General features: G+C 69.4%; 17 protein-coding genes and 1 pseudogene. 1 reads left to right on the forward strand and 17 read right to left on the reverse strand.

Going from position 1 to position 21,194, the window contains the following annotated elements:
* Positions 1–20 precede the first annotated feature (20 nt).
* Both hisB and hisC read right to left on the reverse strand, forming a co-directional pair.
* Positions 21–620 (reverse strand): imidazoleglycerol-phosphate dehydratase HisB, encoded by a 600-nt coding sequence (gene hisB / locus QM772_RS07715; protein ID WP_415135163.1) that lies wholly within the window; start codon positions 618–620, stop codon positions 21–23.
* Positions 617–1,720 carry a histidinol-phosphate transaminase gene (hisC, locus tag QM772_RS07720; RefSeq protein ID WP_415135165.1) on the reverse strand — a complete coding sequence of 368 codons (1,104 nt, stop codon included), beginning with the start codon at positions 1,718–1,720 and terminating at the stop codon, positions 617–619. Before hisC ends, hisB begins: the two co-directional genes overlap by 4 nt.
* A gap of 148 nt (positions 1,721–1,868) precedes the next feature.
* On the opposite strand from hisC, the gene QM772_RS07725 reads away from it, so the two are divergent.
* A complete protein-coding gene (locus tag QM772_RS07725; RefSeq protein WP_415135167.1) occupies positions 1,869–2,897 on the forward strand; it encodes an NAD(P)-dependent alcohol dehydrogenase in 1,029 nt (342 codons plus the stop codon).
* Between the two features lie 82 nt (positions 2,898–2,979).
* On the opposite strand, the pseudogene QM772_RS07730 reads toward QM772_RS07725, so the two are convergent.
* The 15 genes and pseudogenes from QM772_RS07730 to QM772_RS07800 all read right to left on the reverse strand — a co-directional run bounded on the left by QM772_RS07730 (position 2,980) and on the right by QM772_RS07800 (position 21,034).
* A pseudogene (locus QM772_RS07730) lies at positions 2,980–4,987 on the reverse strand (acyl CoA:acetate/3-ketoacid CoA transferase).
* A gap of 159 nt (positions 4,988–5,146) precedes the next feature.
* Positions 5,147–6,523, reverse strand: coding sequence for a histidinol dehydrogenase (gene hisD / locus QM772_RS07735; RefSeq protein ID WP_415135169.1), 1,377 nt, complete (start codon positions 6,521–6,523; stop codon positions 5,147–5,149).
* Positions 6,520–7,194 carry an ATP phosphoribosyltransferase gene (gene hisG, locus QM772_RS07740; protein WP_415135171.1) on the reverse strand — a complete coding sequence of 225 codons (675 nt, stop codon included), beginning with the start codon at positions 7,192–7,194 and terminating at the stop codon, positions 6,520–6,522. Before hisG ends, hisD begins: the two co-directional genes overlap by 4 nt.
* Positions 7,191–8,468: a UDP-N-acetylglucosamine 1-carboxyvinyltransferase gene (murA, locus tag QM772_RS07745; protein WP_415135173.1), complete on the reverse strand. Its 1,278-nt coding sequence runs from the start codon at positions 8,466–8,468 to the stop codon at positions 7,191–7,193. Before murA ends, hisG begins: the two co-directional genes overlap by 4 nt.
* A gap of 71 nt (positions 8,469–8,539) precedes the next feature.
* On the reverse strand, positions 8,540–8,785 hold the full coding sequence (locus QM772_RS07750) for a BolA family protein (protein ID WP_415135175.1): 246 nt from the start codon (positions 8,783–8,785) through the stop codon (positions 8,540–8,542).
* A gap of 1 nt (position 8,786) precedes the next feature.
* A complete protein-coding gene (locus QM772_RS07755) occupies positions 8,787–9,596 on the reverse strand; it encodes an ABC transporter permease (RefSeq protein WP_415139519.1) in 810 nt (269 codons plus the stop codon).
* 8 nt (positions 9,597–9,604) lie between these two features.
* Complete coding sequence (locus QM772_RS07760) at positions 9,605–10,549, reverse strand: ABC transporter ATP-binding protein (RefSeq protein ID WP_415135177.1); 945 nt, start codon at positions 10,547–10,549, stop codon at positions 9,605–9,607.
* A 44-nt stretch (positions 10,550–10,593) separates the two neighbouring features.
* Positions 10,594–10,896, reverse strand: a complete 303-nt coding sequence (locus QM772_RS07765; protein WP_415135179.1) for an STAS domain-containing protein — start codon at positions 10,894–10,896, stop codon at positions 10,594–10,596.
* A 1-nt stretch (position 10,897) separates the two neighbouring features.
* Positions 10,898–11,551, reverse strand: a complete 654-nt coding sequence (locus tag QM772_RS07770; protein WP_415135181.1) for an MlaC/ttg2D family ABC transporter substrate-binding protein — start codon at positions 11,549–11,551, stop codon at positions 10,898–10,900.
* Between the two features lie 94 nt (positions 11,552–11,645).
* Positions 11,646–12,383, reverse strand: a complete 738-nt coding sequence (locus QM772_RS07775) for a VacJ family lipoprotein (protein WP_415135183.1) — start codon at positions 12,381–12,383, stop codon at positions 11,646–11,648.
* An 86-nt stretch (positions 12,384–12,469) separates the two neighbouring features.
* Positions 12,470–12,961: an outer membrane lipid asymmetry maintenance protein MlaD gene (gene mlaD, locus QM772_RS07780; RefSeq protein WP_415135185.1), complete on the reverse strand. Its 492-nt coding sequence runs from the start codon at positions 12,959–12,961 to the stop codon at positions 12,470–12,472.
* A 29-nt stretch (positions 12,962–12,990) separates the two neighbouring features.
* Positions 12,991–13,773 carry a lipid asymmetry maintenance ABC transporter permease subunit MlaE gene (gene mlaE / locus QM772_RS07785; protein WP_415135187.1) on the reverse strand — a complete coding sequence of 261 codons (783 nt, stop codon included), beginning with the start codon at positions 13,771–13,773 and terminating at the stop codon, positions 12,991–12,993.
* Positions 13,770–14,594 carry an ABC transporter ATP-binding protein gene (locus tag QM772_RS07790; protein ID WP_415135189.1) on the reverse strand — a complete coding sequence of 275 codons (825 nt, stop codon included), beginning with the start codon at positions 14,592–14,594 and terminating at the stop codon, positions 13,770–13,772. Before QM772_RS07790 ends, mlaE begins: the two co-directional genes overlap by 4 nt.
* Positions 14,595–14,764: 170 nt before the next feature.
* Complete coding sequence (locus QM772_RS07795) at positions 14,765–16,240, reverse strand: glutamate synthase subunit beta (protein ID WP_415135191.1); 1,476 nt, start codon at positions 16,238–16,240, stop codon at positions 14,765–14,767.
* Between the two features lie 15 nt (positions 16,241–16,255).
* Positions 16,256–21,034 carry a glutamate synthase-related protein gene (locus tag QM772_RS07800; protein ID WP_415135193.1) on the reverse strand — a complete coding sequence of 1,593 codons (4,779 nt, stop codon included), beginning with the start codon at positions 21,032–21,034 and terminating at the stop codon, positions 16,256–16,258.
* Between the last annotated feature and the right edge of the window lie 160 nt (positions 21,035–21,194).

The following is a 21,194-nucleotide window of genomic DNA, read 5'->3' on the forward strand; positions in this document are numbered from 1 at the left end:
GCTCTGGAGGCCGATTTTGCTTAAAGCATACCCTTGGTGGACGGAATCTGCCCGGCGGCGCGCGAGTCGGGCGTGAGCGCCATGCGCAGGGCGCGGCCGAACGCCTTGAAGATGGTCTCGGCCTGGTGGTGCGCGTTGACGCCCTTCAGGTTGTCGATGTGCAGGGTGACGAAGGCGTGGTTGACGAAGCCCTGGAAGAACTCGTGCAGCAGCTGCGTGTCGAACGCGCCGATCATGCCGCTGGTGAATTGCACGTCCGTGACCAGGCCGGGCCGGCCGGAGAAGTCGATGACCACGCGCGAGAGCGCCTCGTCCAGCGGCACGTAGGCGTGGCCGTAGCGGGTGATGCCGCGCTTGTCGCCCACGGCCTGCTTGACGGCCTGGCCAATGGCGATGCCTACATCCTCGACCGTGTGGTGGCCGTCGATGTGCAGGTCGCCCTGGCACTGCACGTCGAGGTCGATCATGCCGTGGCGGGCGATCTGGTCGAGCATGTGGTCGAAGAAGCCGATGCCGGTGGCGAGCTTGGACTGCCCGGTGCCGTCGAGGTTGAGCCTGACGGCGATCTTGGTTTCGGCCGTGTCGCGGGCGACTTCGGCGGTGCGTGGGGTGGTGGTCATAGCGAGGCTTGCAGGGCGGCCAGCATCTGGGTGTTCTCGTCGGCGGTGCCCACGGTCAGGCGCACGCAGTCGGCCAGCAGCGGGTGCATTTTAGAAACGTTCTTGATCAGCACGCCGCGCGCCTTCAGGCCCTCGAAGGCGCGCTGCGCGTCGGGCACGCGCGCCAGGATCATGTTGGCCTCGCTCGGGAACACGGTGACGCCGGGCAGCGCGGGCAGCGCGGCCAGCAGCCGCGCGCGCTGGGCCTTGATGTCGGCCGCCTGCTCGGCGAACACCTCGGCGTGTTCCAGCGCGAACAGCGCGCACTCGGCGTTCAGCACGCTGATGTTGTAGGGCGGGCGCAGCTTGTCCACCTCGGCGACCAGGCCCGCCTCGCCCAGCAGGTAGCCGATGCGCACGCCCGCCAGGCCGAACTTGCTGAGGGTGCGCATGACGAGCACGTGGCGGTGCCGCGCGGGCGCGGCGCGCACGCTGTCGATCCAGCTGCGGGCGGCGAAGGGCTGGTAGGCCTCGTCCATCACCACCAGGCCGCCCTGCGCGCCCTGGGCGTCGATCAGGCGCTCGATGACGCCGGCGTCCCACAGCGTGCCGGTGGGGTTGTTGGGGTAGGCCAGGTAGACGATGGCGGGGCGGTGGCGCGCGATGGCGGCCAGCATGGCGGCTTCGTCCAGTTCGAAATCGGCGGTGAGCGGCACGCCGTGGAAGGCCAGGCCCTGGAGCTGCGCGCTCATGCCGTACATCACGAAGCCGGGCAGCGGCGCCACGATGCTGGCGCCCGGCATGTCGCAGGCCATCGCCAGCAGGCTGATGAGTTCGTCCGAGCCGTTGCCCAGCATCAGCGACCAGCCCTCGGGCGGCGCGGCGTGGGCATGCAGGGCGGCGCGCAGATCGTCCACGCGGGTGCCGGGGTAGCGGTTGATGGCCACCTCGCCCAGGCGCCGGCCCAGCTCGGCGCGCAGCGCGGGCGGCAGGCGGTGCGGGTTCTCCATGGCGTCGAGCTTCAGCAGGCCGGCGGCGTCCTGCACGGCGTAGGCGTGCATGCTCTGCACGTCCTGGCGGATGCGGGCGAGGGGCGAGGGCAGGGGTACTTCGGGTTTCATGCGGTGGCGGTGGGAAGGCCGGCGCGGCCTGGCAGGGATGTTACCGCCCGCACCCGGATTGGCCCCAGGATTTGATCTGAATTCATTTACGCGGCGTCGGCAAGGTATAGGCTCGGCTTTCACGCCATCCCAACGAAGGAGACTCCGCATGAAAGCCGTTCGCTACGTCCAGACCGGGCGCTCGCCCGAAGTCGTCGATCTGCCCACGCCCACGCCCGGCCCCGGCCAGGTGCTGCTGCGGGTGGCGGGCGCCGGGGTCTGCCACTCGGACCTGCACGTGATCGACCACGCGCTGTTCCCCGGCAGCTTCACGCTGGGGCACGAGAACGCCGGCCACATCGCCGCGCTGGGCGAAGGCGTGGCGGGCTGGAAGGAAGGCGACGCCGTGGCCGTCTATGGCCCCTGGGGCTGCGGGCGCTGCCACCACTGCCAGACCTCGGCCGAGAACTACTGCGAGGCGCACGCCAGCCTGCCCGCCATGGGCGGCGGCCTGGGCGCCGACGGCGGCATGGCCGAATACATGATCGTGCCCTCCCCGCGCCTGCTGGTGCCGCTGGGCAAGCTCGACCCGGTGCAGGCCGCGCCGCTGTCCGACGCCGCGCTGACGCCCTACCACGCCATCAAGGCCGCGCTGCCCTGGCTGGTGCCGGGGGCGGACGTGGTGGTCATCGGCATCGGCGGGCTGGGCCACATGGCGGTGCAGCTGCTGAAGGCGCTGACGCCGGCGCGCCTGATCGCCTGCGACATCGACGACGCCAAGCTGGCGCACGCGCGCCAACTGGGCGCCGACCACACCGTCAACAGCCGCGACGGCAAACGCGCGGCCGAGGAAATCCGCGCCCTGGTCGGCGCGCGCGGCGCCGACGTGGCGCTGGACTTCGTGGGCGCGCAGCCCACGGTGGACCTGTGCGCGCAGGTGGTGGGCCGCGGCAGCCGCATCGCCGTCGTCGGGCTGGGCGGCGGCGTGCTGCACTACGCGGCCAACCAGCCGCCCTACGGCTGCCAGGTGAGCGTGCCCTACTGGGGCTCGCGCACCGAGCTGATGGAGGTCATCGCCCTGGCCGAGGCCGGGCGCATCCATGCCGACGTGGAGTCGTTCCCGCTGGACGAGGCGGTGGGCGTCTACCAGCGCCTGCGCGAGGGCCGCATCCACGGGCGGGCGGTGCTGGTGCCCTGAGCCCCATCGCTCCTGATTCAAGAGCTGCCAGCGCTTGATGGGCGGGCGCTGGAGGCCGATTTCATTCAAAAACCCTGGCCGCTCAGCCCTCGCCCCCCAGCGTCTCGCGCACCGCGTCCGTGGCCTCGCCCTCGGACTCGAAGATGTGCGGCGCGACGCCGCGCGAATCCAGCCGCTCGCCCAGCTTGGCGCGCATGAAAGCGCTGCTGGAGAAGCGCGTGACGCCCAGGAAATACTTCTCGCCCATGGCCTTGACCGCCTCCAGGTAGCGGTCCTCCAGCTCGCGGTCCACCTCCCAGCCGTCGTAGTTGACCACGGCGTACACCTTGTGGCCCAGCGGCTCGACCATGGCGCGGATCTTGTCGCAGTAGCGGTCGATGAGCTCCTGCGACTTGACGTGCTCGTCGGAGAAGTTCATGAACAGCGTGTTGCGCTCCTCGTCGTAGGCGAAGCGCGCGTCGAAGGGCAGCCGCAGCAGATCGTCGCGCAGGCCCATCGGCTCGGGGCGGAAGATGCGCGCGTCCATCAGGCGCGGCTCGCGCACGATGGGCGCGAAGGCCATCCTGTCGATGACGTCGCGCTGCACGTCCACGCCCGGGGCGACCTCGATCAGCTCCAGCCCTTCGCGCGTGAGGCGGAACACCGCGCGCTCGGTGATGTAGAGCACCTCCTTGCCGTTCCGCGCGGCGACCGGGCCGGAGAAGGTGCGGTGCTCCACCTGCTCGATGAACTTCTTGTGCTTGCCGTCGCGCTCGATCAGCAGCTTGCCCTCCACGATGGCGACCTCCAGGTCGCCGGCCGTGTGGGTGCCGCAGAACACCACCTTCTTGGCGTTGCTGCTGATGTCGATGAAGCCGCCGGCGCCCGCCAGCCGGGCGCCGAACTTCGACACGTTGATGTTGCCCTCGCGGTCGGCCTGCGCCAGCCCGAGGAAGGCCACGTCCAGCCCGCCGCCGTCGTAGAAGTCGAACTGGTAGGGCATGTCGATGACGGCCTGCGCGTTGGTGGCGGCGCCGAAGTCGCGCCCGCCGGCCGGCACGCCGCCGATCACGCCCGGCTCGGCGGTGAGCGTCATCAGGTCGGACGCCTTCTCCTCTGCGACCACCGCCGCCACGCCCTCGGGCATGCCCACGCCCAGGTTCACCACGCTGTTGGGCCGCAGCTCCATCGCCGCGCGGCGGGCGATGATCTTGCGCTCGCTCATCTCCAGCGGCGCCAGCGAGGTCATGGGCACCCGCATCTCGCCCGAATAGGCCGGGTTGTAGGGCGTGGCGTTGGTCTGCCACTGGCTCTTCTCGTCCGTGGCCACCACGATGCAGTCCACCAGCACGCCCGGGATCTTGACCTGGCGCGGGTTCAGCGTGTTGGCCTCGGCGATGCGCTCGACCTGCGCGATCACCAGGCCGCCGGAGTTGTGCGCCGCCATCGCCAGCGACAGGGTCTCGTTGGTCAGCGCCTCGCGCTCCATCGTGATGTTGCCGTTGGGGTCGGCCGTGGTGCCGCGGATGATGCCGACGTTGATGGGGATCGTCTTGTAGAACAGGTATTCCTCGCCGTCGATCTCCATCAGCCGCACCAGAATCCTCCGTGGTCCTGGCGTTCAGCTTGCCGCCGCCCAGGCGCGGATCGACGAAGGTGCCCAGGCCGATGCGCGACACATGGCCCGGCTTGCCGGCGGCGATGTCGCGGTACAGGTGGCAGATGGTGCCCAGCGGCAGGTTGTAGGCCTCGACCTGGTTGCCGATGACCAGCTGCTGGATCGTGGGAATGAAGTTGAAGTGCGCGCCGATGACGCGCTTGACCAGCCCCGGCTGGGCCAGCCGGTTGACGCCCCGGCCCTCGACGGCCCGGCCCTGCCCGACGCCGAAGAGCAGCGTCAGGTCGCTCGGCCGCCCGAAGGTGGCGGCATCCTGCTCGCTGGCGGCATGGGCTTCGGCAATGGTGTGGATGATCTCTTCGGCGAAGCCGACGCCGCCGAAGCCGCCGATGGCGACCGTGTCGCCGCTGCGGATCAGGCGCACCGCATCGCGCGCGGTCACGATCTTGTTGACGGGGCCCGAGCTTGCGCCGGGCACGATCCTGGTGGCCATGGATTTGTCTCCTCTTGCTATGGATGGGTACTGCGGAACGGTACTCGCCAGAATGTAGATGAAGTCCGGCCCGGATCGGCGCGCGGCGCCGCCTTCATGGAAAACCCCCATGCTCCCCAGAGGAGGGCGTTCCGCCTTGGGGCGGCCCGGCGGTAAAAATCAGGGCGAGGGCTTCAGCCGCAGCTCCGCCGCCCGCGCGTGCGCCTGCAAGCCCTCGCCGTGCGCCAGCACGCTGGCGATGCGGCCCAGCGCCTGCGCGCCCTGCGCGCTCACCTCGATCAGGCTGCTGCGCTTCTGGAAGTCGTACACCGACAGCGGCGACGAGAAGCGCGCCGTGCCGCTGGTGGGCAGCACGTGGTTGGGGCCGGCGCAGTAGTCGCCCAGGCTCTCGCTGGTGTAGGCGCCCAGGAAGATGGCGCCGGCGTGCTTCAGCAGCGGCTCCCACTTGTGCGGCTCGCGGCTGCTGACTTCCAGGTGCTCGGGCGCGATGCGGTTGGCGATGGCGCAGGCCTCCTCCATGCTGCGCGTGTGGATCAGCGCGCCCCGGCCGGTGAGGCTCTTGGCGATGATCTCGGCGCGCGGCATGTCGGGCAGCAGGCGGTCGATGGCGCGCTGCACGGCGTCGATGTAGGCGGCGTCGGGGCACAGCAGGATGGACTGCGCCAGCTCGTCGTGCTCGGCCTGGCTGAACAGGTCCATCGCCACCCAGTCGGGCGGCGTGCTGCCGTCGGCCAGCACCAGGATCTCGCTCGGGCCGGCGATCATGTCGATGCCGACCTGGCCGAACACGTGCTTCTTGGCACTGGCCACGTAGGCGTTGCCGGGGCCGGTGATCTTGTCCACGCGCGGGATGGTCGCGGTGCCGTAGGCCAGCGCCGCCACGGCCTGCGCGCCGCCGATGGTGAAGGCGCGCGTGACGCCGGCCACGTGCGCGGCGGCCAACACCAGCGGGCTGCGCTCGCCCTGCCCCGCGGTGGCCGCGCCCTCACTGCCGCCCGTGGCCACGCTGCCGCGCGCCGGGGTGGGCACCACCATGATGATCTCGCCCACGCCGGCCACGTGCGCGGGCACGGCGTTCATGATCAGGCTGCTGGGGTAGGCCGCCTTGCCACCGGGCACGTAGATGCCCACGCGGTCCAGCGGCGTGACCTTCTGGCCCAGCAGGGTGCCGTCCTCGTCGCGGTAAGTGGCCGTCTCGCCGCCCTGCTGCTTCTGCCAGGCGTGGTAGCGGCGCACGCGCGCGGCGGCCTCGGTCAGCGCGTGCTGCTGGGCGGACGGCAGGCTGTCGAAGGCGGCCTGGAAATCAGCGGCGGTCAGTTCCAACTCGGCCATGCCGGCGGCTTGCAGGCCGTCGAAGCGCGCGGTGTATTCCAGCACCGCCGCGTCGCCGCGCGCGCGCACGTCGGCCAGGATGCTCTTCACGCGCTGCTCGATGGCCTCGTCCTGCTCGGCGCTCCAGTGCAGGCGCTGCTGGAAACTGGGCTCGAAATCCGCCTCGGCCGTTGACAGGCGTGCGGGAGCAGCTATCGGTTTCATAGTTTCTCGGCCTGCGGTGCGGCCGCCGCGAAGGCATCGATGATGCGGCGGATCGGCGCGGTCTTGAGCTTGAGCGCGGCCTGGTTGACCACCAACTGCGCGCTGATGCCCATGATGTGCTCGACCTCGACGAGGTTGTTGGCCTTGAGCGTCTTGCCGGTGCTGACCAGGTCCACGATGGCATCCGCCATGCCGGTGAGGGGCGCCAGCTCCATGCTGCCGTAGAGCTTGATCAGGTCCACGTGCACGCCCTTGTCGGCGAAGAACTCGCGCGCGATGGCGGTGTACTTGGTGGCCACGGTGATGCGGCTGCCCTGGCGCACGGCGCGCGCGTAGTCGAAGCCGGCGGGCGCGGCCACGGCCATGTGGCATTTGGCGATCTGCAGGTCCAGCGGCTGGTACAGGCCCGTTCCCCTTGGGGAACCATCCTGGTTCGCGCCATGTTCGATCAGCACGTCCTTGCCGGTCACGCCCAGGTCGGCGCCGCCGTATTCGACGTAGGTGGGTACGTCGGTGGCGCGCACCAGCACCACGCGCACCTCGGGCTGGCTGGTGGGCAGGATGAGCTTGCGCGACTTCTCCGGGTCTTCCAGCACCTCGATGCCGGCGGCGGCCAGCAGCGGCAGGGTCTCGTCGAAGATGCGGCCCTTGGAAAGCGCCAGGGTAATCATGCCGAGACTCTTTCGATGTCGGCCCCGATGCCGCGCAGCTTCTCCTCCATCTGGTCGTAGCCGCGGTCGAGGTGGTAGATGCGGTCCACCAGCGTCTCGCCGTCGGCCACCAGGCCGGCGATGACCAGGCTGGCGGAGGCACGCAGGTCGGTGGCCATGACGGTGGCGCCGGACAGTTGCTGCACACCGTCGATCATCGCCGTGCGACCGTCCACGTGGATGCGCGCGCCCAGGCGCACCAGCTCGTTGACGTGCATGTAGCGGTTCTCGAAGATGGTCTCGGTGACCACGCTGGCGCCCGCCGCCACGCAGTTGAGCGCCATGAACTGCGCCTGCATGTCGGTCGGGAAGCCCGGGTATTCGGTGGTGCGGAAGCTCTGGCCCTTCAGCGCCCGGCCGCCCAGGCTGAAGACGCGGATGCCACCCTCCAGCGGCTCCACGGTGGCGCCGGCGTCGCGCAGTTTCTCGATCACGGCGTCCAGGTGGTCGGCGCGCGCGTGGCGCAGCACCGCGTCGCCGCCGGCGGCGGCCACGGCGCACAGGAAGGTGCCGGCCTCGATGCGGTCGGCCACCACGGCGTGCTCGCAGCCGCGCAGGCGCTCCACGCCCTGGATGCGGATGCGGCTGGCGCCGTGGCCCTCGATGCGCGCGCCCATCTTGATGAGCATCTCGGCCAGGTCGGTCACCTCGGGCTCCTGGGCGGCGTTCTCCAGCACCGTCTCGCCCTCGGCCAGGCAGGCGGCCATGAGGAGGTTCTCGGTGCCGGTCACCGTCACCATGTCGGTGGCGATGCGCGCGCCTTGCAAGCGCGTGCGCCCCTCGGGCAGGCGGGCGACGATGTAGCCATGCTCGACCACGATGTCGGCGCCCATGGCTTGCAGCCCCTTGATGTGCTGGTCCACCGGCCGCGAGCCGATGGCGCAGCCGCCCGGCAGCGACACGCGCGCGCGGCCGAAGCGCGCCAGCAGCGGCCCCAGCGCCAGCACCGAGGCGCGCATGGTCTTGACCAGCTCGTAGGGCGCCTCGGGCGTGATCGGGTCGGCGGCGTGGAAGCTCATGCCGCCGCGCTCGCCGTGCGTCTCGGTCGCCACGCCCATGTTGTCCAGCAGCTTGCGCATGGTGCGCACGTCCTGCAGGCGCGGCACGTTGAGCAGGCGCACGGGCTCGTCGGTCAGCAGCGCGGCGCACATCTCGGGCAGGGCCGCGTTCTTGGCGCCGGAGATCGCCACCTCGCCACGCAGTGGGCGGCCACCGCGGATCAGCAGTTTGTCCATTCGATCATCTTATGAATCAAATCGGGCTCCAGCGCTTGCTGGGCAAGCGCTGGCAGCTATGAAAAATGTAGTCACACACCGCCCTGCGCCGCCCATTCGGCCGGCGTCAGCGTCTTCATCGACAGCGCGTGCACCTCGTCGGTCTTCATGCGCTCGCCCAGCGTGGCGTACACGCGCTGGTGGCGCGCGATGGGGCGCAGGCCCTCGAACGCCGGAGACACGATGGTGGCGAACCAGTGGCGGCCGTCGCCCTCCAGGCGCAGGTGCTCGCAGGGCAGGCCGGCGGCGATGAGGGCTTTGAGTTGGTCGGCGGTCATGTCAGTTGCGCAGCTTGTAGCCGGTCTTCAGCAGGTGCAGCGTCAGCGCCGACAGCAGCGCGAAGCTGCCGCCGGCCACCGCCAGGCTGAGCCAGGGCGAGACGTCGCTGACGCCGAAGAAGCCGTGGCGAAAGCCGTCGATCATGTAGAAGAACGGGTTGAGGTGGCTCAAGCCCTGCCACACGCCGGGCAGCGTGTGGATGGAATAGAACACGCCGGCCAGGAAGGTCATGGGCATGACGATGAAGTTCTGGAACATGGCCATCTGGTCGAACTTGTCGGCCCACAGCCCGGCCAGCACGCCGAGCACGGCCATCATGCCGGCGCCCAGCAGCGCGAAGGCCAGTACCCACAGCGGCGCGGCGGCGCGCGGCGGCGCGTACAGCAGCGTCACCAGGTACACGCCCAGGCCCACCAGCAGGCCGCGCGCCACGGCCGCGCCGACGTAGGCGACGAACCAGCTCCAGGCCGACAGCGGCGTCAGCAGCTGGAACACCAGGTTGCCCATGATCTTGCTCTGCACCAGGCTGGAGGCGCTGTTGGCGAAGGCGTTCTGCAGCACGCTCATCATCACCAGCCCGGGCGCCAGGAAGGCGACGTAGCTGACGCCGGGGTAGACCTGCACGCGGCCCTCCAGCACGTGGCCGAAGATCATCAGGTACAGCACCGCCGTCAGCACCGGCGCGGCGATGGTCTGGAAGGCCACGCGCCAGAAGCGCAGCACCTCCTTGCGCAGCAGCATCTTCCAGCCGTCGTCGGGCGCGGGCAGGGCTTGCAGGGGCTGCGCAGGCGTGGCCAGGGCGTCGTTCATCGAGACACTCATGCCGCGCGCTCCAGCATCGGCGCGGCCGCCGGCCCGCTCATGAGCTGCACGAACACGTCTTCCAGGTCGGCCTTGCGGATCTCCACGTCCTCGGCGCGCACGCCGGCCTGGCGCAGCGCGGCCAGGTGGCGCTCGATCTCCTCGGGGCCGTGGGCCGGCAGCTCGACGATGCGGCCGGTGACGCGCGCCTGCGCCGCCAGCGCCGGCGGCAGGCGCTGGTCGGTCTTGAAGTGCAGCACGCTGGCGGTGGCATTGGCCAGCAGCGTGCTGGTCTTCTCCAGCGCGATCACGCGGCCCAGCTTGAGCATGGCCAGGCGGGAGCACAGCGCCTCGGCCTCCTCCAGGTAGTGCGTGGTCAGCAGCACGGTGTGGCCCTGGCGGTTGAGGTCGGCGACGAACTGCCACAGCGTCTGCCGCAGTTCCACGTCCACGCCGGCGGTGGGCTCGTCGAGCACGATGACGGGCGGCTTGTGCACCAGCGCCTGCGCCACCAGCACGCGGCGCTTCATGCCGCCGGAGAGCTGGCGCATGTTGGCGCCGGCCTTGTCGGCCAGGCCCAGGCCGTGCAGCAGCTCGTCGATCCAGGCGTCGTTGCGGCGCAGGCCGAAATAGCCGGACTGGAACACCAGCGCCTCGCGCACGGTGAAGAAGGGGTCGAACACCAGCTCCTGCGGCACGATGCCGAGGTGCCGGCGCGCCTGCGCGTAGTCGGCCTGCACGTCGAAGCCGTGCACCTTGACGCGGCCCGCCGTGGGCCGCGCCAGGCCGGCCAGGATGGAGATCAGCGTGGTCTTGCCAGCGCCGTTGGGGCCGAGCAGGCCGAAGAACTCGCCGGCTTCGATGTCGAAACCGACGTTGTCGAGGGCTTTCAGGGGGGTGGCGCCGGGCCGCTGGGAGGCCGGGTAGACCTTGGACACCGACTGGAACGAGATTGCGGGCATGAAGCCCGCCATTCTACTTTTTTGCCGTGGATCGAACGCTGCGCTCAGGCGGCCGCCAGCACCGTTTCCTGCGACGCGGCGGGATCGGGCAGCAGGCCGAGCACCCCGTACAGCCCGGCCAGTTCGCGCAAGCGCGGCGGCAGCCCGCGCACGGCGAAACCCTTGCCGTCGCCCAGGCACTCGCGCCGGCATTCCAGCAGCACGGCCAGCGCCGACGAGTCGAAGCGCAACAGCGCCGAGGCATCCACCAGGATCCGCGGCTGCGCCTCGGCGCGCGCGGCCTGCAGCAGCATCCTCAGGCAGGCCTCGGCCTGCGCGTGCGTCAGCTCGGCGGGCAATACCAGCACGTCAGCTCTTGCCGTTGTTCGCGACGTTGGCCTTGTTGCGCTCGGCCAGCGAACCGATCAGGGCATCGATGCCGCCGGCATTGATCTGCTGCGCGAACTGCGGACGGTAGTTGTCGACCAGCCAGACGCCCAGCACGTTCAGGTCGTAGATCTTCCAGCCGCTGCCCTGGCCCGGGGTTTTTTCCATGCGGTAGTCGAGCTGCACCGGCTCGCCCTTGCTGCGCACCAGGGTCCTGACGACGACTTCCTTGTCGGCGGCGCCGCCGCGCAGCGGCTGCACTTCCACCGTCTGGTCGCTGACCTGCTTGAGCGCGCCGGCATAGGTGCGCACCAGCAGCGTCTTGAACTCGGCCTGCAGGCGCTGGCGCTGCTCCGGCGTGGCCTTGCGCCAGCCCGGGCCGGTGGCCGAGGCCGTCATGCGCGTGAAGTTCACGTTGGGCATGATCTTCTGGTCGACGATGGCCATCACGCGGTCCACGTCGCCGCTCTGCACCGCCTTGTCGGCGCGGATGATCTGCAGCACCTCGCCGGACAGGCGGTCGATCATGGCGTCCGGCGCCTCGTCGGCGGCGCGCGCCCAGGGGGCGGCCAGCGCCAGGGCGATGACGAGAGGGCTGAGTACGGCTCGGCGTCGGTCTGCTTGCATGAGGTTCATTCTCCACCGGGCGCAACCGCGCGCCCCGGTGATCTTGGAATATCCGTGGCGCGCGGGGGTTCCCGCCGGCTGTTACAGGTTGTGCGGCGGCGCGTCAGGGCTTGGCGGGCGCCTCGCCCTCTTCCAGGTCGTAGCGCTCTTCGTCCTGGGGCGGATTGCCGTCGTAGATGTCGTTGCGCCGCTTCTGGAAATAGGCGTCGCGCCGGAAGGTGTAGGGGTCGAGCGCGGCGGCCTCGAAGAGTTCGCCCGCCTCCAGCAGCTGCGAGCGCAGGTGGATGATCTGCAAGGCGCGCAGCGAGTTGCGCAGCGACACGTCGTTGACGTGCCCGATGGGGTGGCCGTACCAGTCCACCGGCAGCGCCGCGGTGTCGCGCAGCGTGGACGAGCCCAGGAACGGCAGCACGAAGTACGGCCCCGGCGGCACGCCCCAGTAGCCCAGCGTCTGGCCGAAGTCCTCGCGGTGGCGCTCCAGGCGCATCTCGGCGGCCGGGTCGAGCACGCCGCCCAGGCCGAGGGTGGTGTTGACGACCACGCGCCAGAACGAGCTCAGCGCCGCTTCCGGCTTGGCCTGCAGCACGCTGTTGACGAACGACCAGGCGTCGCCCAGGTTGCCGAGGAAGTTGCCCACGCCGGTGCGCACCGGCTGCGGCAGCACTTCCTTGTAGACGGTGGCCACGGGCTTGATGACGGCGTCGTCCACGGCGTCGTTGAACTTGGTCATGCTCCGGTTGTAGCCCTCCCACGGATCGCGCGGATCGGGGTTGGCGACGGTGGCGCAGCCCGCCAGCAGCGCCGCGCCGCACAGCATGGCGGCCAGGGCGGCGCGCCTCATTGCGGTAACTGCTCGAATGCTCATGTTGTCGTTGATCTGCTGCCGATCGTGCTTTTCGTGGGTGGGGAAACGCCGCGCGCCCTGCCCTATTTCTGCGCCGGCTTGCCGGCGCTGGGGGAGGCGTTGTTGGCGGCGCTGTTGTAGAGGAACTGGCTGATCAGATTCTCCAGCACCACGGCCGACTGCGTCTGCGTCACATTATCGCCGCCGGCCAGGTTCTGGTCGTCGGCGCCGGGCTCGACGCCGATGTACTGCTCGCCCAGCAGACCGCTGGTCAGGATCTTGAGCGAGCTGTCCTTGGGGAAGTGAAAACGCGCGTCCATGTCGAGCGCGATGCGGGCCTGGAAGCGCTCGTCGTCGAAGCCGATGCCGGCCACCCGGCCCACCACCACGCCGGCGCTCTTGACCGCCGCCTTGGGCTTGAGGCCGCCGATGTTGTCGAAGTTCGCCGTGATGCGGTAGGTCGGCTGGAAGCTGGTGGTCAGCAGGTTGGCCGACCGCAGCGCCAGAAACAGCAGCGCCGCCAGGCCCAGCATCACGAACAGGCCTACCCAGATGTCGTTCTTGGAGCGTCCCATGATTTTCTCGCCCTCGTTCCTTGCCTAAATTACCTGCTGAACATCATGGCGGTGAGCACGAAGTCCAGCCCCAGCACCATGAGCGACGCCATCACCACGGTGCGCGTGGTGGCGCGTGCCACCCCGTCGGCCGTCGGCTTGGCCACGTAACCCTGCAGCAGCGCGACGAAGGTCACCGTCACGCCGAACACCACGCTCTTGATCACGCCGTTGCCCAGGTCGGCCCACCAGTCCACGCCGCCCTGCATCTGGCTCCAGAAGGCGCCCGGATCGACGCCGATCATCGGCACGCTGACGACCCAGCCGCCCACCACGCCGACGGCGTTGAACACCGCCGTCAGCAGCGGCATGGCGACCACGCCGGCCCAGAAGCGCGGCGCGACGATGCGCCGCACCGGGTCCACCGCCATCATCTCCATGGCGCTGAACTGCTCGCCCGCCTTCATCAGCCCGATCTCGGCCGTGAGCGAGGTGCCGGCGCGGCCGGCGAACAGCAGCGCCGTGACCACCGGGCCCAGCTCGCGCAGCAGCGACAGCGCCACCATCATGCCCACCGCCTCGGCCGAGCCGTAGCGCTGGAGGATGTTGTAGCCCTGCAAGGCCAGCACGAAGCCGACGAACAGGCCCGACACGCCGATGATGGCCAGCGAGTAGTCGCCCAGGAAGTGGATCTGCTCGCGCACCAGCCCGAAGCGCCGGAACGTCGGCCCCGCCAGCCGCACCAGCCGCCAGAAGAAGCGCGCGGCGTAGCCCACGTCCGCCAGTTGCGAACGCACGGCGAAGCCGACGTCGGACGGCCGCCACCAGCTCATCGCGCCGACTCCACGCCGAAGTCTTGCTCCACACTCGGCCCGGGGTAGTGGAACTGCACCGGGCCGTCGGCGTCGGCGCCGACGAACTGGCGCACCAGCGGGTCGGTGCTGGCGCGCACCTCGTCGGGCGTGCCCTGCGCGGCCACTTTGCCGTCGGCCAGGATGACGACCTGGTCAGCGATGTGGAACGTCTCCACCACGTCGTGCGACACCACGATGCTGGTGATGCCCAGCGCGTCGTTCAGCTTGCGGATCAGTCGCGCGGCAGTGCCCAGCGAGATCGGGTCCAGCCCGGCGAAGGGTTCGTCATACATGATCAGCTCGGGGTCGAGCGCGATGGCGCGCGCCAGCGCCACGCGCCGCGCCATGCCGCCCGACACCTGCGCCGGCATCAGCTCGCGCGCGCCGCGCAGGCCGACGGCGCCCAGCTTCATCAGCGCGATGTCGCGGATCAGCGCCTCGGGCAGGCGGGTGTGCTCGCGCAGCGGGAAGGCGACGTTCTCGAACACGCTGAGGTCGGTGAACAGCGCGCCGAACTGGAACAGCATGCCCATGCGGCGCCGCGCGGCGTAGAGCTGCGCCTCGTCCATCGCGCCCACGTCCTGGCCACTCACCAGCACCTGGCCTTTCTGCGCGCGCTGCTGGCCGCCGATGAGGCGCAGCACGGTGGTCTTGCCGCCGCCCGAGGCGCCCATCAGCGCCGTCACCTGGCCGCGCGGCACGGTGAGCGACAGCTCGCGCAGCACCGGCCGCTCGCCGTACCCGAAGGTGACGTCGCGCAGCTCGACCAGGGCGTCAGGGGACGAAGCGGTAGCGGCCATGAAAGAAATAGAAAAGCCGGCGCGTGCACCGGCTTGTTCCAATGATACCGGGTTGACCCGAATCCGTTGGTCACGCCCTATCGCGCCTTGTTTCCATTCATGAAACTACGATTTTTATAGCTGCCGGCGCTTGCCAGACGGGCGCTGGAGGCCGATTTCATTCATAAACTTCAGCGCGGCAAATCGCTCATGCCCATCAGGAACTCGTCCACCGCCCGCGCCGCCTGCCGGCCCTCGCGGATCGCCCACACCACCAGGCTCTGCCCGCGCCGCATGTCGCCGGCGGCGAACACCTTGGGCACGCTGGTGGCGTAGCCGCCGCTGAAGTCGGTCGTGGCCTTGGCGTTGCCGCGCGCGTCCTTGTCGAGGCCGAAGGCGTCCAGCACGCTGGCCAGCGGGTTGGTGAAGCCCATCGCCAGCAGCACCAGGTCGGCCGGCCAGTCCTTCTCGGTGCCGGGCACCTCGGTCAGCTTGCCGTCCTTGAACTCGACCTGCACGGTGGTCAGCGCCTTGACCTTGCCGCGCTCGCCCACGAACTGCTTGGTGGAGATGGCGAACTCGCGCTGCGCGCCCTCCTCGTGGCTGGAGCTGGTGCGCAGCTTGATGGGCCAGTAGGGCCACACCAGCGGCTTGTCCTCCTGCTCGGGCGGCATGGGCATGACCTCGAACTGCGTCACGCTTTTGGCGCCGTGGCGGTTGCTGGTGCCCACGCAGTCGCTGCCGGTGTCGCCGCCGCCGATGACGATGACGTGCTTGTCCTTGGCCGTGATGGCCCCCTTGACCTTGTCGCCCGCGTTGGCGCGGTTCTGCTGCGGCAGCAGCTCCATGGCGAAGTGGATGCCCGCGAGGTCGCGGCCGGGCACGGGCAAATCGCGCGACTGCTCGGCGCCGCCGGTGAGCAGCACGGCGTCGTAGTCCTTCATCAGCTGCTCGGCGGCCACCGTCTCGGTCGCCAGGTTGGTGGCCTTGGCGCCGGGGCCATCGGCGGGCATGGCGCCGACCAGCACGCTGGTGCGGATGGTGACGCCCTCGGCCTCCATCTGCGCCACGCGGCGGTCGATGTGCGACTTGTCGAGCTTGAAGTCGGGAATGCCATAGCGCAGCAGGCCGCCGACGCGGTCGTTCTTCTCGAACAGCGTCACGTCGTGGCCGGCGCGCGCCAGCTGCTGCGCCGCCGCCAGGCCGGCGGGGCCGGCGCCGACCACGGCCACGCGCTTGCCGGTCTTGTGCGGCGCCAGGCGCGGCTTCACCCAGCCCTCGTCCCAGGCGCGGTCGATGATGGCGTGCTCGATGCTCTTGATGCCGATCGGGTCGTCGTTGATGTTCAGCACGCAGGCGGCCTCGCACGGCGCGGGGCAGATGCGGCCGGTGAACTCGGGGAAGTTGTTGGTGGAGTCGAGCACCGCGAAGGCGTTCTTCCAGTCGCCCCGGTACACCAGGTCGTTGAAGTCCGGGATGATGTTGTTGACCGGGCAGCCGTTGTTGCAGAACGGCGTGCCGCAGTCCATGCAGCGCGCGCCCTGCTGGCGCGCCTGCGCATCGTCCAGGCCGATGACGAATTCCTTGTAGTGCTTCAGGCGCTCGGGCACGGGCGCGTAGCCCTCCTCGATGCGCTCGAATTCCATGAAGCCGGTGACTTTACCCATGATCTCGCTGCCCTCTCACTTGGCCGAAGCCGCTTCTTTTTTGCTAGCGGCCGGCGCTTGACTGGCGGGCGCTGCGGCCCGTTTCCTTGCATACATCTCGCCCAGCGCGCGCTTGTACTCGGTGGGGAAGACCTTGACGAACTTCTGGCGCGTGGCGGCCCAGTCGTCGAGCAGCTCGCGGGCGCGGCGGCTGCCGGTCCAGCGCAGGTGGTCGTCCAGCAGGGCCTTGAGCTGCTCCTCGTCGGTCTGGCCGCGGTGCCAGGTGCCGGCGTCGCCGGCGGCCTTCTGCTCGGCGGCGGGCAGCACCTTCTCCAGCGTCACCATGGACAGGTTGCAGCGCTTGGCGAACTGGCCGTCCTCGTCGTAGACGTAGGCCACGCCGCCGGACATGCCGGCGGCGAAGTTGCGGCCGGTCCTGCCCAGCACGGCGACGGTGCCGCCGGTCATGTATTCGCAGCCGTGGTCGCCCGTGCCTTCCACCACCGCGGTGGCGCCCGACAGGCGCACGGCGAAGCGCTCGCCCGCCACGCCGGCGAAGAAGGCCTCGCCCGTGGTGGCGCCGTACATCACGGTATTGCCGACGATGATGTTCTCGTGCGCCTGGCCGCGGAAGTCCAGGCTGGGGCGGATGGCGATGCGCCCGCCCGAGAGGCCCTTGCCGGTGTAGTCATTGGCCTCGCCGATCAGGTAGAGCGTGACGCCCTTGCACAGGAAGGCGCCGAAGCTCTGCCCACCCGTGCCTTCGAGCTGGATGCGGATGGTGTCGTCGGGCAACCCCTCGGGGTGCGCCTTGGTCACCGCGCCCGACAGCATGGCGCCGACCGAGCGGTTGACGTTGCGCGCCGTGTCCATGATCTTCACCGCCTCGCCGCGCTCGATGGCGGGGCGCGACTTCTCGATCAGGCGGTTGTCGAGCGACTTGTCCAGCCCGTGGTTCTGCACATCGACGTGGCGGCGCGGCACGTCGGCCGGCACCTGGGGCCGCGCCAGCAGGCGGCTGAAGTCCAGGCCCCTGGCCTTCCAGTGCGCGATGCCCTTCTTCATGTCGAGCAGGTCGCTGCGGCCGATCAGGTCGTCGAACTGGCGGATGCCCAGCTGCGCCATGATCTGGCGCACTTCCTCGGCGACGAAGAAGAAGTAGTTGACGACGTGCTCCGGCTTGCCGCTGAACTTGCGGCGCAGCACCGGGTCCTGCGTGGCCACGCCCACCGGGCAGGTGTTGAGGTGGCACTTGCGCATCATGATGCAGCCCTCCACCACCAGCGGCGCGGTGGCGAAGCCGAACTCGTCGGCGCCCAGCAGCGCGCCGATGGCGACGTCGCGGCCGGTCTTCATCTGGCCGTCGGCCTGCACGCGGATGCGGCCGCGCAGGCGGTTGAGCACCAGGGTCTGCTGCGTCTCGGCCAGGCCGATCTCCCACGGCGAGCCGGCGTGCTTGATCGACGACCAGGGCGAGGCGCCGGTGCCGCCGTCGTGCCCGGCGATCACCACGTGGTCGCTCTTGCACTTGGCGACGCCGGCGGCGATGGTGCCGACGCCGATCTCCGACACCAGCTTGACCGAGATGTCGGCGTGCGGCGCCACGTTCTTCAGGTCGTGGATGAGCTGCGCCAGGTCTTCGATGGAGTAGATGTCGTGGTGCGGCGGCGGGCTGATCAGGCCCACGCCGGGCACCGAGTAGCGCTGCTTGCCGATGTAGTCGCTGACCTTGCCGCCGGGCAGCTGGCCGCCCTCGCCGGGCTTGGCGCCCTGCGCCATCTTGATCTGGATCTGGTCGGACGAGGCGAGGTATTCCGCCGTCACGCCGAAGCGGCCCGAGGCCACCTGCTTGATGCGCGAGCGCAGCGAGTCGCCGGCCTGCAGCGGCATCTGCACCTCGACGTTCTCGGCGCCGATGATGCCTTGCAGCGTGTCGCCCTGCTGGATGGGAATGCCCTTCAGCTCGTTGCGGTAGCGCGCCGGATCCTCGCCGCCCTCGCCGGTGTTGCTCTTGCCGCCGATGCGGTTCATGGCGATGGCCAGCGTGGAATGCGCCTCGGTGCTGATCGAGCCGAGCGACATGGCGCCCGTGGCGAAGCGCTTGACGATTTCCGACGCCGGCTCCACCTCGTCCAGCGGAATGGCCTTGGCGGGATCGACCTTGAACTCGAACAGCCCGCGCAGCGTCATGTGGCGCTGGCTCTGGTCGTTGATGAGCTGCGCGTATTCCTTGTAGGTGTTGAAGTTGTTGGCGCGCGTGCTGTGCTGGAGCTTGGCGATGGCGTCGGGGCTCCACATGTGCTCCTCGCCGCGCGTGCGCCAGGCGTATTCGCCGCCGGCGTCGAGCATGCCGTCCAGCACCGGGTCGTCGCCGAAGGCGGCGCGGTGGCGGCGGAAGGCTTCCTCGGCGATCTGGAACACGCCGATGCCCTCGACCCGGCTGGGGGTGCCGGTGAAGTACTTGGCGATGGTGTCCGAGTTGATGCCGATGGCCTCGAACAGCTGCGCGCCGCAGTAGCTCATGTAGGTGCTCACGCCCATCTTGGACATGATCTTGGACAGGCCCTTGCCGATGGCCTTGACGTAGTTGTAGATCGCCTTCTCGCCGCTCAGCTCGCCCGGCAGGTCCTTGTGCATCGCGGCCAGCGTCTCCATCGCCAGCCAGGGGTGCACGGCCTCGGCGCCGTAGCCGGCCAGCACGGCGAAGTGGTGCACCTCGCGCGCGCTGCCGGTCTCCACCACCAGGCCGGCGCTGGTGCGCAGGCCCTCGCGGATCAGGTGCTGGTGGATGCTGGACAGGGCCAGCAGCGCGGGAATCGCCACGCGCTCGCGCGACATGCCCTTGTCGCTGATGATGAGGATGTTGTGCCCGCCGCGGATGGCGTCCACCGCCTGCGCGCTGAGCGAGGCCAGGCGCGCCTCCACGCCGTCGGGGCCCCAGCCGGCGGGGTAGGTGACGTCGAGCACGGCCGAGCTGAACTTGCCCTGCGTGTGGCGCCTGATCTCGCGCAGCTTGACCATGTCGGCCGCGTCGAGGATCGGCTGGCTCACCTCCAGCCGCATCGGCGGGTTGACCTGGTTGATGTCCAGCAGGTTGGGCTTGGGGCCGATGAAGCTGACCAGGCTCATCACGATGGCCTCGCGGATCGGGTCGATCGGCGGGTTGGTGACCTGGGCGAACAGCTGCTTGAAGTAGCTGTACAGCGGCTTGTCCTTGCTGGAGAGCACGGCCAGCGGGCTGTCGTTGCCCATCGAGCCGATGCCCTCCTCGCCGTTGGCGGCCATCGGGCTCATCAGGAACTTGATGTCCTCCTGCGTGTAGCCGAAGGCCTGCTGCAGGTCCAGCATGGCGGGCGGGGTGGATTCGACGCCGGCCGACTGCGGCTCGGTGTCGCCGATGGGCAGCTCGCGCGCGTCGGCGCCGGCCACGGGCTGCTCCACGTCGTCCAGGCGGATGCGCAGGTCCTCGATCCAGCGCTTGTAGGGCTTGGCGTTGGCGAGGCTGGCCTTGACCTCCTCGTCGTCGATCATGCGGCCCTGCTCCAGGTCGATCAGGAACATCTTGCCCGGTTGCAGGCGCCACTTCTTGACGATCTTGTGCTCGGGCACCGGCAGCACGCCGGATTCGGAGCCCATGATGACGAAGCCGCTCTCCGTCACGCAGTAGCGCGCCGGGCGCAGGCCGTTGCGGTCCAGCGTGGCGCCGATCTGGCGGCCGTCGGTGAAGACGATCGAGGCCGGGCCGTCCCAGGGTTCCAGCATCGAGGCGTGGTATTCGTAGAACGCCTTGCGGCGCTCGTCCATGGTGGTGTGCTGCTCCCAGGGCTCGGGGATCATCATCATGGCCGCCTGCGCCAGCGGGTAGCCGGCCATGGTCAGCAGCTCGATGCAGTTGTCGAAAGTGGCGGTGTCGGACTGGCCCGGGAAACTGATGGGGTAGAGCTTCTTCAGGTCGGCGCCCAGCACCGGCGAGCTCATCACGCCCTCGCGCGCGCGCATCCAGTTGTAGTTGCCCTTGACGGTGTTGATCTCGCCGTTGTGCGCCACGTAGCGGTAGGGGTGCGCCAGCGGCCACTCGGGGAAGGTGTTGGTGGAGAAGCGCTGGTGCACCAGGCCCAGCGCGGAAACGCAGCGCTCGTCCCTCAGGTCGAGGTAGTAGGTGCCCACCTGGTCGGCCAGCAGCAGGCCCTTGTAGATCACCGTGCGCGTGCTCATGCTGGGCACGTAATACTCTTTGCCGTACTTCAGCCTGAGCGCCTGGATGTTGGCGCTGGCGGTCTTGCGGATGACGTAGAGCTTGCGCTCCAGCGCGTCCTGCACGATCACGTCGGCGCCACGGCCGATGAACACCTGGCGGATCACCGGCTCGGTGGCGCGCACGGCGGGCGACATGGGCATGTCGCGGTCCACCGGCACGTCGCGCCAGCCCAGCAGCACCTGGCCCTCGGCCTTGACGGCGCGCTCCAGCTCTTCCTCGCAGGCCATGCGCGAGGCGTGCTCCTTGGGCAGGAAGATCATGCCGACGCCGTATTCGCCCGGCGGGGGCAGCTCCACCCCTTGCGCGGCCATCTCGGCGCGGTAGAGCGCGTCGGGCATCTGGATCAGGATGCCGGCGCCGTCACCCATCAGCGGGTCGGCGCCGACGGCGCCGCGGTGGTCCAGGTTCTCCAGGATCTTCAGCGCGTTGGTGATGATGGCGTGGCTCTTCTCGCCCTTGATGTGGGCCACGAAGCCCACGCCGCAGGCGTCGTGCTCGTGGGCCGGGTCGTACAGGCCGGTATGCGTGAGGTGCTGTTGTTCGGCAGGCGTGGTCATGACGCGCTCCATCGTCCAATTCATCGGGGACGGCAAGCATAGTGCAGCGCAATAGACGTGCCAAGCTTTTTAATCGGGGTCAGATCACGATTTATTCTTGATAGCTATAGTTTTTCATTAATTAGGGACATATCAATTTCATAGCTTCCAGCGCTTGACA

Origin of the sequence: Ottowia sp., from assembly GCF_047601385.1 — a bacterium.
In the GTDB taxonomy this organism is placed as follows: domain Bacteria; phylum Pseudomonadota; class Gammaproteobacteria; order Burkholderiales; family Burkholderiaceae_C; genus Ottowia.